Origin of the sequence: Nocardia neocaledoniensis (assembly GCF_029868625.1) — a bacterium.
Lineage (GTDB): Bacteria > Actinomycetota > Actinomycetes > Mycobacteriales > Mycobacteriaceae > Nocardia > Nocardia neocaledoniensis_A.
In genome coordinates, this window is record NZ_JARWOJ010000133.1 from 42,798 (window position 1) to 55,643 (window position 12,846).

9 protein-coding genes are annotated in these 12,846 nt (G+C 69.5%); 8 read left to right on the forward strand and 1 reads right to left on the reverse strand.

Annotation, left to right across the window (positions count from 1 at the left end; translation table 11 throughout):
* Nucleotides 1-162 precede the first annotated feature (162 nt).
* Complete coding sequence (locus QH270_RS09790) at nt 163-2,343, reverse strand: malate synthase G (RefSeq protein WP_280340292.1); 2,181 nt, start codon at nt 2,341-2,343, stop codon at nt 163-165.
* A 223-nt stretch (nt 2,344-2,566) separates the two neighbouring features.
* Here QH270_RS09790 and QH270_RS09795 point away from each other — a divergent pair, with 223 nt between their 5' ends.
* The 8 genes from QH270_RS09795 (at nt 2,567) to QH270_RS09830 (ending at nt 12,682) form a co-directional block, all read left to right on the forward strand.
* Complete coding sequence (locus tag QH270_RS09795) at nt 2,567-3,226, forward strand: TetR/AcrR family transcriptional regulator (RefSeq protein WP_280340294.1); 660 nt, start codon at nt 2,567-2,569, stop codon at nt 3,224-3,226.
* A 2-nt stretch (nt 3,227-3,228) separates the two neighbouring features.
* Nucleotides 3,229-4,518 (forward strand): acyl-CoA dehydrogenase family protein, encoded by a 1,290-nt coding sequence (locus QH270_RS09800; RefSeq protein WP_280340295.1) that lies wholly within the window; start codon nt 3,229-3,231, stop codon nt 4,516-4,518.
* 87 nt (nt 4,519-4,605) lie between these two features.
* Nucleotides 4,606-6,759 carry a choline BCCT transporter BetT gene (gene betT, locus QH270_RS09805; protein ID WP_280340296.1) on the forward strand — a complete coding sequence of 718 codons (2,154 nt, stop codon included), beginning with the start codon at nt 4,606-4,608 and terminating at the stop codon, nt 6,757-6,759.
* Nucleotides 6,760-6,773: 14 nt separating this feature from the next.
* Nucleotides 6,774-8,288 carry an aldehyde dehydrogenase family protein gene (locus tag QH270_RS09810; RefSeq protein WP_280340298.1) on the forward strand — a complete coding sequence of 505 codons (1,515 nt, stop codon included), beginning with the start codon at nt 6,774-6,776 and terminating at the stop codon, nt 8,286-8,288.
* Nucleotides 8,285-9,838 (forward strand): GMC family oxidoreductase, encoded by a 1,554-nt coding sequence (locus QH270_RS09815; protein ID WP_280340299.1) that lies wholly within the window; start codon nt 8,285-8,287, stop codon nt 9,836-9,838. Before QH270_RS09810 ends, QH270_RS09815 begins: the two co-directional genes overlap by 4 nt.
* Nucleotides 9,839-10,110: 272 nt before the next feature.
* Nucleotides 10,111-10,653, forward strand: coding sequence for an HNH endonuclease (locus QH270_RS09820; protein WP_280340301.1), 543 nt, complete (start codon nt 10,111-10,113; stop codon nt 10,651-10,653).
* Complete coding sequence (locus tag QH270_RS09825) at nt 10,650-10,904, forward strand: WhiB family transcriptional regulator (protein WP_232998661.1); 255 nt, start codon at nt 10,650-10,652, stop codon at nt 10,902-10,904. Before QH270_RS09820 ends, QH270_RS09825 begins: the two co-directional genes overlap by 4 nt.
* Before the next feature lie 110 nt (nt 10,905-11,014).
* The gene (locus QH270_RS09830) at nt 11,015-12,682 is read left to right on the forward strand and encodes a VWA domain-containing protein (RefSeq protein WP_280340302.1); all 1,668 of its coding nucleotides are present in this window, start codon (nt 11,015-11,017) and stop codon (nt 12,680-12,682) included.
* The last annotated feature ends 164 nt before the right edge of the window (nt 12,683-12,846 follow it).

A 12,846-nucleotide genomic window follows, 5' to 3' on the forward strand; every position in this document is an offset into this window, starting at 1 on the left:
CCGACAGCGACGGCACCACGCTCGAATACGTGACCGTTTGAACGTGACATGCCGGCATCTGGCCGAACTTTTCGGGGACGACAGAGGCCCCGTCTCGAACGCATCCGAAACGGGGCCTCAAGCGAAAAGAGCTGTTAGAAGCTACTTTTCAATCACTGGAGATCAGCCGTTGTTGGCGGCCTTGAACTCGCGGCGACGCCGGTGCAGGATCGGCTCGGTGTAGCCGTTGGGCTGCTTGGTGCCTTCGAGCACCAGTTCCTTGGCGGCCTGGAAGGCGATCGAGGCGTCGAAGTTCGGCGCCATCGGGCGGTAGGCCTTGTCGCCGGCGTTCTGGCGGTCGACGACGGGGGCCATGCGCTCGAGGCTGGCGATCACGTCGGCCTCGGTGACGATGCCGTGGCGCAGCCAGTTGGCGACCAGCTGGCTCGAGATGCGCAGGGTGGCACGGTCTTCCATGAGGCCGATGTCGTTGATGTCGGGCACCTTGGAGCAGCCGACACCGTGGTCGATCCAGCGGACGACGTAGCCCAGGATGCCCTGGGAGTTGTTGTCCAGCTCCTGGCGCTTCTCCTCGTCGGACCAGTCGGTGGACTGTGCGAGGGGGATCTCCAGGATCTGGTCGACGGTGGCGCGCGGGCCGCCCTTGGCGATCTCGGACTGCCGCTTGAACACGTCCACCTGGTGGTAGTGGGTGGCGTGCAGGGTGGCGGCGGTCGGCGAGGGCACCCACGCGGTGTTGGCGCCGGCCTTGGGGTGGCCGATCTTCTGCTCGAGCATGCCCGCCATCAGGTCCGGCATGGCCCACATGCCCTTGCCGATCTGCGCCTTGCCGGGCAGGCCCTTGGCCAGGCCGGTGTCGACGTTCCAGTCCTCGTAGGAGGCGATCCAGGTCTGGGTCTTCATCTCGGCCTTGCGGACCATGGGCCCGGCCTCCATGGAGGTGTGGATCTCGTCGCCGGTGCGGTCCAGGAAGCCGGTGTTGATGAACACCACGCGGTCCTTGGCGGCCTCGATCGACGCGGCGAGGTTGACCGTGGTGCGGCGCTCCTCGTCCATGATGCCGACCTTGAGGGTGTTGCGGGTCAGGCCGAGGACGTCCTCGATCCGGCCGAACAGCTCGTTGGTGAACGCGGCCTCGTCGGGACCGTGCATCTTCGGCTTCACGATGTAGACCGAGCCGGTGCGCGAGTTGAGGCGCTGGGTGTCGCCGTTGAGCGAGTGGATGGCGATCAGCGAGGTGATCAGGCCGTCCATGATGCCCTCGGGCACCTCGTTGCCCTCGGCGTCGAGGATCGCGTCGGAGGTCATCAGGTGGCCCACGTTGCGCACGAACAGCAGCGAGCGGCCGTGCAGCACCAGCTCGGAACCGTCGAGCGCGGTGAAGACGCGGTCGGGGTTCATGGTGCGGGTGAAGGTCTTGCCGCCCTTGGTGACCTCTTCGGCCAGGTCGCCCTTCATCAGGCCGAGCCAGTTGCGGTAACAGACGACCTTGTCGTCGGCGTCGACCGCGGCGACCGAGTCCTCGAAGTCCATGATCGTGGTGAGCGCGGACTCGAGCACGATGTCCTTCACACCGGCGGTGTCGGTGGAGCCGATCGGCGAGTTCGCGTCGATCTGGATCTCGATGTGCAGGCCGTTGTGCTTGAGCAGCACCGAGGTCGGGGCCTCGGGGTCGCCCAGGTAGCCCACCAGCTGCGAGGGGTCGGCCAGGCCGATGTCGGTGCCGTCTTCCAGGCCGACCTCGAGCTCGCCGTCGACGATCTTGTAGTACGAGGAACCGATGTGCGAGCCGGTGATCAGGGTGACCGCGTCGTCGAGGAAGTTGCGGCCCCACTCGATGACCTTGTCGCCGCGCACGCGGTTGTAGCCGGTGCCCTTCTCGGCGCCGTTGGCCTCGGAGATGGCGTCGGTGCCGTAGAGCGCGTCGTAGAGCGAACCCCAGCGCGCGTTGGCGGCGTTGATCGCGAAGCGCGCGTTCATCACCGGCACCACGAGCTGCGGGCCCGCGGTGGTGGCGATCTCGGCGTCGACGTTGCCGGTGCCGATCTGGAACGGCGCGGGCTCGGGCCGCAGGTACCCGATCTCGGTGAGGAACTGCTTGTAGGCACCCTTGTCGTAGTTCGCGCCGGGGCTCTCCTGGTGCCAGGCGTCGAGCTTGCCCTGGATCTCGTCGCGTTCGGCCAGCAGGGCGCGGTTGCGCGGGGCGAGGTCGTTGATGACCTGCTCGGCACCGGCCCAGAACGCGGCGGAATCCACACCGGTACCGGGGAGCGCCTCGTTCTCGATGAAATCGTGGAGAACGCTGGCCACGCCGAGCCCGCCGACCTGAATCCGCTCTGTCATCTACTGCCTCACTTTTGAGATAGCCGGGTGGGAAAGTCGATGTCATGTTACCCGTGGGTAGTGCTGACACCTCGTGTGGGTACGAACGCCCCAGGGGCTTCGACCATTCCGCCACGCCGAGGCGCCGGGTCGGCGCGGTGGGCGTGGCGGCTCACCTCTTGATTGTAGGCACCGCCCAGAATAATGTACTGACCGGAACATTTACCGGCCGAGTGGAGACACCGTGACCAGCGCGCGACCCGATGAGCCCGTGGCTCCGGTGCGCCGCCGCGGCAGGCCGCGCGCGAACGAACGCGGGGCCGCCGACACCGGATCGCGCATCCGTGCCGCCGCCCTCGACCTGTTCGCCGAGCGCGGATTCCACGCCACCGGCGTCGCCGAGATCGGCGCCAGGGCCGACGTCCAACGCGGCGCGCTGTACTACCACATCGGCTCCAAGGAGGAGCTGCTCTGGGAGATCCTCGGCGACTACACCCGGCTGCTGCTCGCCGACGCCGAGCGGATCGTCGACCGCGGCGCCGACCCGGTCGAGACCCTGCGCCTGCTCATCCGCAGCCATGTGGAGCTGATCGTCACGCACCGGCGCGCGGTCGCGGTGCACCTGCGCGACGGCGACGCGCTGACGGGTGCGCGCGCTGCCGATCTGCAGCGACTGCGCGATCGCCTGCAATGCCTCTGGCAGGAGGTGATCGACGCCGGGCACGCGGCCGGACAGCTGCGAACCGCCGACCACGTCGTCACCAACGGCCTGCTCGGCATGCTCAATTCCCTCGGCTTCTGGTATCGCGAGCGCGGGGCGCGCTCCCCCGCCGAGATCGCCGACATCCTCACCGAGACCGTCCTGTCCGGGCTGACCGCCACGGGCGCCGACACGAAAGGCTGACCATGGCTTGGGATTTCGAGACCGATCCGGAGTACCAGCGCAAGCTCGACTGGGTGGCGGAGTTCGTCCGCACCGAGGTCGAACCGCTGGACCTGCTCTACCCCAACCCCTACGACCGGACCGACCCGGAGATCCGGGCACTCATGCGGCCGCTGCAGCAGCGGGTCAAGGAACAGGGCCTGTGGGCCTGTCACCTCGGCCCCGAACTCGGCGGACCGGGATACGGTCAGCTCAAACTCGCCCTGCTCAACGAGGTGCTCGGGACGTCGATGTGGGCGCCCCTCGTCTTCGGTTGCCAGGCACCGGATTCCGGCAACGCCGAGATCCTGGCCCACTTCGGGACGCCGGAGCAGAAGGAGAAATACCTCCGGCCGCTGCTCGACGGGGAGATCGGCTCCTGCTACGTGATGACCGAGCCCACCGGTGGCTCGGATCCGACGGCGTTCAAGACCACCGCGGTGCGCGACGGCGACGAGTGGGTCATCAACGGCGAGAAGTGGTTCAACTCCGCCGCGGAGTTCGCCACCTTCCACATCGTGATGGTGGTGACCGATCCGGACGCCGAACCGCACCTGCGGCTGTCGATGTTCATCGTGCCCGCCGACGCCCCGGGTCTGGAGATCGTGCGCAACTTCACCGTGCCGGGATTCAGTGAGCACGAAGGACATCTGCGCTTCACCGATGTCCGGGTGCCCGCCGACCACCTGCTCGGCGCGGAGGGCGCCGGGTTCGTGGTCGCCCAGACCCGGTTGGGCGGCGGCCGGGTACACCACGCGATGCGGACGGTCGCGCTGGTACGCAAGGCGTTCGACATGATGTGTGAGCGCGCGGTGTCGCGGCCGGCCCGCAAGGGTGTGCTGGGCGGTTTCCAGATGACCCAGGAACGCATCGCCGACAGCTGGATCCAGATGGAACAGTTCCGGCTGCTGGTGTTGCGTACGGCCTGGCGCATCGATCAGGCCGCCGACTACCGGGCCGTCCGCAAGGACATCGCCGCCATCAAGGTCGCGATGCCGACGGTGATGAACGACGTCGCCCGCCGCGCGCTGCACCTGCACGGCGCGCTCGGTGTGAGTACCGACCTGCCGTTCCTGGACATGACCACCTACGCCGAGGTGATGGCGATCGCCGACGGGCCCACCGAGGTCCACAAGATCACCCTGGCCAAGGAGGTGCTGAAGAACTACGCGCCCGCCGACCCGGTGTATCCGAGCGGCTACCGTCCGGCACTGCGGGAACAGGCCCGCGATCTGGTGGCGCGCAGGCTCGAACACGAGGTCGGCAACCACTGAACCGGGCCGGTCAGGGGCTCAACACGCGGTCGGCGGCGCCGGTCGAGGTCCCCGACATGCGGGGGCGCACGAACTAGCCTTCCCGGCATGGGTGGTGTCAGCGAACCCGGGGACGACAGCACTGACCGAACACCTACCGGGACCGCGCACGACGCGGTCCCGGTGCATCCGGTCGCCGACCGGCGCTCGGTGAACAAGCCGGTGTTCCTGCTCGCGGCCGGCATCGTGCTCGCCTTCGCGATCTGGGCGCTGGCCTCCCCGTCGAGCGCGGAGACCGTGGTCGGCGAGGTGAAGACCTTCATCTCCACCTGGTTCGGCTGGTGGTACTTCGTACTGGCCACCGTCATTCTCGGACTGGTGATCTTCCTCGGTGCCAGCCGCTACGGCAGGTACCGGCTGGGTCCGGAGGAATCACGACCGGAGTACAGCCTGTTCTCCTGGACGGCCATGCTGTTCGCGGCGGGCATCGGCATCGACCTGATGTTCTTCTCCGTCGCCGAGCCGGTCTACAACTACCTGCGCCCGCCACTGGGTGAGCCGGGCACCGATCAGACCGCCCGCGACGCGGTGACCTGGACGATCTTCCACTACGGGGTCACCGGCTGGGCGATGTACGCGCTGATGGGCGGCGCGCTGGCCTACTTCGCGTTCCGGCACAACCTGCCCCTGACGATCCGCGCGGCCCTGTACCCGATCTTCGGTAAACGGGTGCACGGCCGGTGGGGCGACGCGATCGACGTGGCCGCCGTGCTCGGCACCATCTTCGGCATCGCCACCTCGCTGGGCATCGGCATCGTCCAGCTCAACTACGGCCTGCACCAGCTGTTCGGCGTCCAGCAGGGCAAGGCCGCCCAGATCGGGCTCATCGCGCTGTCGGTCGCCATCACCACGATCTCGGCCACCACCGGCGTCGACAAGGGCATCCGCCGGTTGTCCGAGCTGAATGTGATCATGGCGATCGCGCTGCTGATCTACATCCTGGTGGCCGGGCGCACCGACTTCCTGCTCAACGGGCTCACCCAGAACGCCGGCGACTATCTGTCGACCTTCCTGGATCGCACCCTCGACACCTTCGCCTGGGAACGCAATCCGGAATCGCCGAACGCGCCCTCGACCTGGCTGGACAGCTGGACCCTGTTCTTCTGGGCGTGGTGGGTGGCGTGGGCGCCGTTCGTCGGCCTGTTCCTGGCCCGCATCTCGCGCGGCCGCACGCTGCGCCAGTTCGTGTTCGGCGTGCTCGTCGTGCCGTTCAGTTTCACGCTGATGTGGATCTCGGTGTTCGGCAACAGCGCGCTCGAGGCTGCCAGGGAAGACCGCTCCTTCGCCGAGCAGACGGCGGCCAGGGCCGAACTCGGTTTCTACTCGCTGCTCGAGAAGTATCCCGGCGCCACCTTCCTGCTCGGCATCGCCACCGTCACCGGCCTGCTCTTCTACGTGACCAGCGCGGATTCCGGATCGCTGGTGATGGGCAACTTCACCTCGAAACTGCCCGACCCGATGGCCGACTGCGCGCGCGGCACCCGCATCTTCTGGTCGGCCGCCATCGGCCTGCTGACGCTGTCGATGCTGTTCGCCGGCGCCGGTGGCTCGATCACCACGCTGCAGAACGCCACCATCATCATGGGCCTGCCGTTCAGTTTCGTCCTGGCCCTGATCGGCATCGCCATGCTGCGCGCCGTGCGCAACGAGTCCTACAAGATCGACAGCTATCGCGCCTCGCTGCCCAAGGCGATCGCGGTGGGGCGCGGACCCAACGACCACAGCAGCTGGCGGCGTAGGCTCATCGCCACCGTCCACTATCCCGGCTCCGCGGCGACCAGGAAATTCGTGGCCAACACAGTCTTGCCCGCGATGCGCGAAGTCGCGGCGGAATTCGAGCGGATGGGCGTCACGGCCACCGTCGACGAATCCGAGCAGCACGAAGGACTGCCCTCGCCGCGGCTGATGGTGGACCAGGCGAACGAGCCACGCTTCGAGTACATGGTGTGCCCGGTCTCGGCACCCGCGCCCGCCTACGCGGTGCTCGCGCAACGCTCCGGTGACCGCTACTTCCGCTGCGAGGTGTATCTGTCCGAGGGTTCGCAGGGGTACTCGCTCAACGGGTACAACCGCGAGCAGACGATCGGCGACATCCTCGACCAGTACGAACGGCATCTGGGCTATCTACACCTGCGCCGCACCGCCACCGATCACCACGAGCCCGAAGCCGGCGACGTCGACACCTCCGACAGCGAACTGTGAAGGGACGAACAGCCATGAGCGAGACCCTCTACATCGACGGCGCCTGGCGGCGCGCGGCGTCCGGGCGGACCCGCGACATCCGTTGTCCGGCCGACGGTTCCCTCGTCGGCGTGGTCGCCGAGGCCGACGCCGAGGACACCGTCGTCGCCATCGCCGCGGCCCGGCGGGCCTTCGCCGAGGGCTCGTGGCGGCGGACCTCGGCCGTCGAACGCGGTGACCTGCTGCTGCGGGTCGCCGACGCGATCGACGACCGGCGCGCCGACTTCGTCCGGGCCGAGACCCTCGACACCGGCAAGCGGCCCTATGAATCCGACATCGACATGTCCGACATCGCGAACTGCTTCCGCTATTTCGGCAAGCTCGCCGCCGAGGACGCGGGCCGGGTGGTCGACGCCGGGTCGCCCGATGTCGACTCCCGCATCGTCTACGAACCGGTCGGTGTCTGCGGGTTGATCACCCCGTGGAACTATCCGCTGCTGCAGGCGGCCTGGAAGATCGCGCCCGCGCTCGCGGCGGGCAACACCTTCGTGCTCAAGCCGGCCGAGCTCACCCCGCACACGGCGATCCTGCTGATGACGGTGCTCGACGACCTCGGCGTGCCGCCGGGCGTGGCCAACCTCGTGCTCGGCGCAGGCGCGACCGCGGGCGCGCCGCTGTCGGCCCACCCGGACGTCGACCTGGTCTCGTTCACCGGCGGCCTGGCCACCGGCAAGGTGATCGCCCGCGAGGCCGCGGCCACGGTGAAGAAGGTGGCGCTCGAGCTGGGCGGCAAGAATCCGAACGTCGTGTTCGCCGACGCCTGCGACACCGACGAGCGGCTCGCCACCTGCGTCGACAACGCGCTCAACGCCGCGTTCCTGCACTCCGGGCAGGTGTGCTCGGCGGGCGCGCGGCTGGTGATCGAGGCCTCCGCGCACGACCGGTTCGTCGACGAGCTCGTCCGCCGTGCCGAACAGATCCGCCTCGGCCTGCCGTTCGCCGAAGGCACCGAGACGGGCCCGTTGATCTCGGCGGCCCACCGCGACAAGGTGCACGCCTACGTCGAGCGGGCGCGCGCCCAGGGCGCCGTGATCCGCACCGGCGGCGCGTTCGCCACCGGCGACCAGGGCTCGGGTTCCCTCGACAACGGCTGGTTCTACCTGCCGACCGTCATCGACGGGGCCACCCGCGCCATGGCGTGCGTGCACGACGAGGCGTTCGGACCGACCGTGACCGTGGAGACCTTCACCACCGAGGACGAGGCGGTCACCATCGCCAACGACACCGAGTACGGCCTGGCCGGTGCGGTGTGGTCCGCCGACGCGGCGCGCGCCCGGCGTATCGCCGCCAGGCTGCGGCACGGCACGGTGTGGGTCAACGACTTCGGACCCTATCTGCCGCAGGCCGAATGGGGCGGGTTCGGGCATTCGGGGGTGGGCCGGGAGCTCGGTCCGTCCGGACTGCACGAGTACCGCGAGGCCAAGCACGTCTACGAGAACCTCCGGCCGGGTGTCACCGGCTGGTTCGCCGACCGAGGGGAGCAGCAGTGAGCGACTTCGACTATGTGGTCATCGGTGGCGGTTCCGCGGGTGCCGCCGTCGCGGCTCGCCTCTCGGAGGACCCCTCGGTGACGGTGTGTCTGCTCGAGGCCGGGCCCTCCGATGTCGGCGATCCGGCGATCCTGCGCCTCGATCGCTGGATGGAGCTGCTCGAATCGGGCTACGACTGGGACTACCCGATCGAGCCGCAGGAGAACGGCAACTCCTTCATGCGCCACGCCCGCGCCAAGGTGCTCGGCGGCTGCTCTTCACACAACAGCTGCATCGCGTTCTGGGCGCCGCGCGAGGACCTCGACGCCTGGGAGCGCGAGCACGGGTGCACCGGGTGGGGCGCGGATTCCGTCTACCGCCTCTACACCGCGATCGAGACCAACGACGCGCCCGGCGAGCACCACGGCCGCGGCGGGCCGGTGCACATCATGACCGTGCCGCCGGCCGATCCGTGCGGTGTCGCCGTGCTCGACGCGTGCGAGGCGATCGGCATTCCGCGCACGGAGTTCAACACCGGACGCACCGTGGTCAACGGCGCCAACTTCTTCCAGATCAACCGGCAGGCCGACGGCACCAGGGCCTCGTCCTCGGTGAGCTACCTGCACCCGATCCTGGATCGCCCCAATCTGACCGTCCGGACGGGCGCGTGGGTGAAGAGGATCGTGCTCGACAACGGGCGGGCCGTCGGCGTCGACCTCACCGACAACGCGTTCGGGCGCACCACCAGGATCGGTGCCGGACGCGAGGTGATCCTGTCCGCGGGCGCCATCGACGGGCCGAAGCTGCTCATGCTCTCGGGCATCGGGCCCGCGGATCACCTGCGCGAACACGGGATCGACGTGCTCGTCGACTCCCCCGGTGTCGGCGCGCATCTGCAGGACCACCCGGAGGGCGTGATCGGCTTCGAGACGACCCGGCCGATGGCGCGCACCTCGACACAGTGGTGGGAGGCGGGCATCTTCACCACCACCGTCGACGGCCTCGACCGGCCGGACCTGATGATGCACTACGGCAGCGTCCCGTTCGACATGCACACGCTGCGGCAGGGCTACCCGACCGCCGAGAACACCTTCTGCCTCACCCCCAATGTCACCCACGCCCGCTCGCGGGGCACGGTGCGGCTGCGCTCGCGCGACTTCCGCGACAAGCCCCGGGTCGATCCGCGCTACTTCACCGATCCCGAGGGCCACGACCTGCGGGTGATGATCGCGGGACTGCGCAAGGCCCGCGAGATCGCCGCCGCCGCGCCGCTGGCGGACTGGGTGGCCAGGGAACTGTATCCGGGCCCGTCGGTGAACTCCGACGCCGAGCTGGCCGACTACATCCGGCGCACCCACAACACCGTCTACCACCCGGTGGGCACGGTCCGGATGGGTCCGGCCGACGACCCGATGAGCCCGCTCGACCCGCAGCTGCGGGTCAAGGGCGTCACGGGTTTGCGGGTCGCCGACGCCTCGGTCTTCCCGGCACACACGACGGTGAATCCGAATATCACCGTGATGCTGGTCGGCGAACGCTGTGCCGAACTGGTGGCCGCCGACCGAAAATAAATCACCCGACAATTCCGGCGCCGTATGTCACCATGATTCCCACGCGGCCGATCGCACCGGGCGAGGCCGCCGGAGCAGTACGGAGAGGAGGAGACGATCGTGGAATACCCTGTGCGACAGCATGAGTCAGGGACAGCAGCGCAGGTCGCCGATACGGCGGCCAAGTCGCGGCGCAATGCCGTGAGCGGTCGTCTCCTGATCGCGCGGCACTGACGCCCGCATTCTTTTTCCCTTTCTCTGCTCAATTCTTTCTGTGAAACATGGTGATCCCGATGTTGATTCGTCATGCCGTCGACCCGGTGGTGCCCACCGCCGAATCCTGGATACACAGCCGCGTGCTCGTGCTCAACGCCAGCTACGAGGCCCTCGACGAGATCACCGCCGACCGGGCGGTGACCCTGCTGCTCAGCGGCGCCGCCGAAACCGTGATCGACCGCGTCCCGCGGTTCCCGATCCGCTCCCAGCGGCTCGACATCGCACTGCCGGAGACGATCCGGTTGCTGCGCTACGTCTACCTCGGCCACCTGGCGCCGGTGGGCGAGGACAGCCGCGCCACGCTGGCCGCGGTCCTGCGCCGCGACAGGCACCGCTGCGGCTACTGCGACAGCTGGGCCCAGACCGTCGACCACATCCGCCCGCGCAGCAGGGGCGGACCGAACACGTGGGGCAACCTCATCGCCTGCTGCGGGCCCTGCAATACGAGCAAGGCCGACCGCACCCCCGAAGAGGCGGGCATGCGGTTGCTGTGGGAGCCCAAGGCTCCCGACCCGCTGGCTCGCACCCAGCGCCGGATCTGGAAGGAGTACGCACCGTGACCACCACCGAACTCGCACTGACCGAACTGCTCACCCTGTCCGATTCGGGCCGGTGGCACCGGGCCGCGTGCCGGGGCGACCCGAACCACGAGGCGTGGTTTCCGTACCCGTCGCAGGACTTCGACTACGCCCGCCGGATCTGCGCCGGGTGCCCGTTGCTCGCGGGGTGCACCGAGTACGCGGCACGCACCGGCCAGTCGGGCGTGTGGGGCGGTCGTGAGTACGACCGCGGCCGGGTGATCCGCGAATGACGCGGTGAGGCCGGGTGTCCGTCGTGACACCCGGCCCCTCGTGTGACCAGGGCGATACGGACCGGCATGCGCCGTGCGACGGCATGGCGCGATGTCCTTAAACTTGCCGCGTGGGTACTCATCGCAGCGCGGCCAGATCTCGGGGAATCAGCAAGGGTCCGGTGATCGCCGCAGCGGTACTCGTGCTGGTCCTCGTGGCCGTGTTCGCCTGGTTCCAGCTCAGCGATCGGGCCGCCAGCAGCGACGACGCGGCGGCGGCGGAATGCGTCGAGGGCCCGGCCGCGCTGGATGTCACCGTCGATCCGGCCATCTCGGGACCGGTGCGCGCCGCGGCCGATCGGTTCAACGCGAGCAAGCCGCGGGTGCGCGACCATTGCGCGCAGGTGCGGGTGGCGGTGCACCCGTCGGCGGCGGTGGCCGCGGGCCTGGCCGACATCGGCGCCTGGGATCCGGCGCTCGGCGCGAAGCCGGGTCTGTGGGTCGCCGATTCCAGCCGCTCGATCGACCAGGTCCGGGTGCCCGGCCTCATCGAGGGGACGCCCGCCTCCATCGCGACCAGCCCGATCGTGCTCGGGGTCCCCGACGCGCTGCGACAAGCTCTCGAACAGCATCAGGTCGCGTGGGCGGATCTGCCTCGCCTGCAACAGGGTTCGCTCGACGAGGTCGGGCTGTCGGGCTGGGGCGGGCTGCGGATGGCGCTGCCCGAGGGCGACGCCACCACGGCCGCGGCCGCCGCCGTCGGCGGCGCGGTGTCGGGCACCGACCCGCTCACCGCGCAGGCCGCCGGCTCCGGGCAGGTCGTCGCGGCGATCTCCGGGCTCGCCGCGGGTGCGCAGGAACCCGCCGACCTCGCCTCGGCGATGGCGGCGGTCAGCGCCGACCCGAGCGCCGACGAGGTGCACGCCGTCGCCGCGACCGAGCAGCAGCTGCGCACCGGCGGGCTCACCGCCTTCCGGCCCGTGGGCACCGCGCCGCTGGCCGACTATCCGGCCGCGCTGCTGTCGGGTCCGTGGGTGGACAAGACCCAGAATCTCATCGCGTCCCGGTTCATCGACTTCCTGCGGGCCCCCGAGCAGGCGGGCGCGCTGGCCGGTGAAGGTTTCGGCCCCGCCATCGGCGCGGCGCCGGCGAACCCGGACAAGGCGGCACTGGAGAAAGTACGGTCCACGCTCGCGAATCCGGTGCTCGGTGTGAATGCCACGGTGCTGCTCGATGTGTCGTCGTCGATGGGCAATGCCGAGGGGTCGACCACCCGCCTGGCCAACGCGGGCGCGGCGGTCGCCTCCACCTTGACGGTCATGCCACCGGACTTCGGCCTCGGCCTGTGGACATTCGGCAAGAATCTCGACGGCACCAACCCCTACAAGGTGCAGGTCCCCACGGGCCTGCTGACCGACACCCAGCGCAATGCCGTCGGCTCTGCCGTCACCAGCGTGAAGGCGTCCCAGAGCAGCACCGACCAGGCCTACCCGAGCCTGCTCGCCGCCTACAAGGCCGCGGTCTCGGCCCACTCCCCCGGCCGCACCAACTCGATCCTGGTGATCACCGACGGCCCCGACGACGACTCCACCCTCACCGGTCCGGCGCTGATCGAGCAGATCACCGCCGCGACCTCGGCGAACACACCGGTCCGGGTCGACGTCATCGTGATCGGCGGCCAGGGCACCCAGACCCTGCAGACCATCGCCGCCCAGACCGGCGGCACCTACACGCGCCTGCCGACCAGCAACGACCTCGGCTTCGGCACCGCGGTCGTCAAGGCGCTCACGACGCCCTGACCCGGAGCAGCCGCACGGCAACACCGTTCACCACGCGGGCCGGGCCACGACGCGGGTGTCCGCGCCGACCGAGCACGGCGGCGGCGCGGCCGCGCCGCCCCCCCCGCCGCGGGCCGCCGCCGCCCGGGGGGCAGGGGGAGGCCGGCCAACCCCCCCCCCCCGCG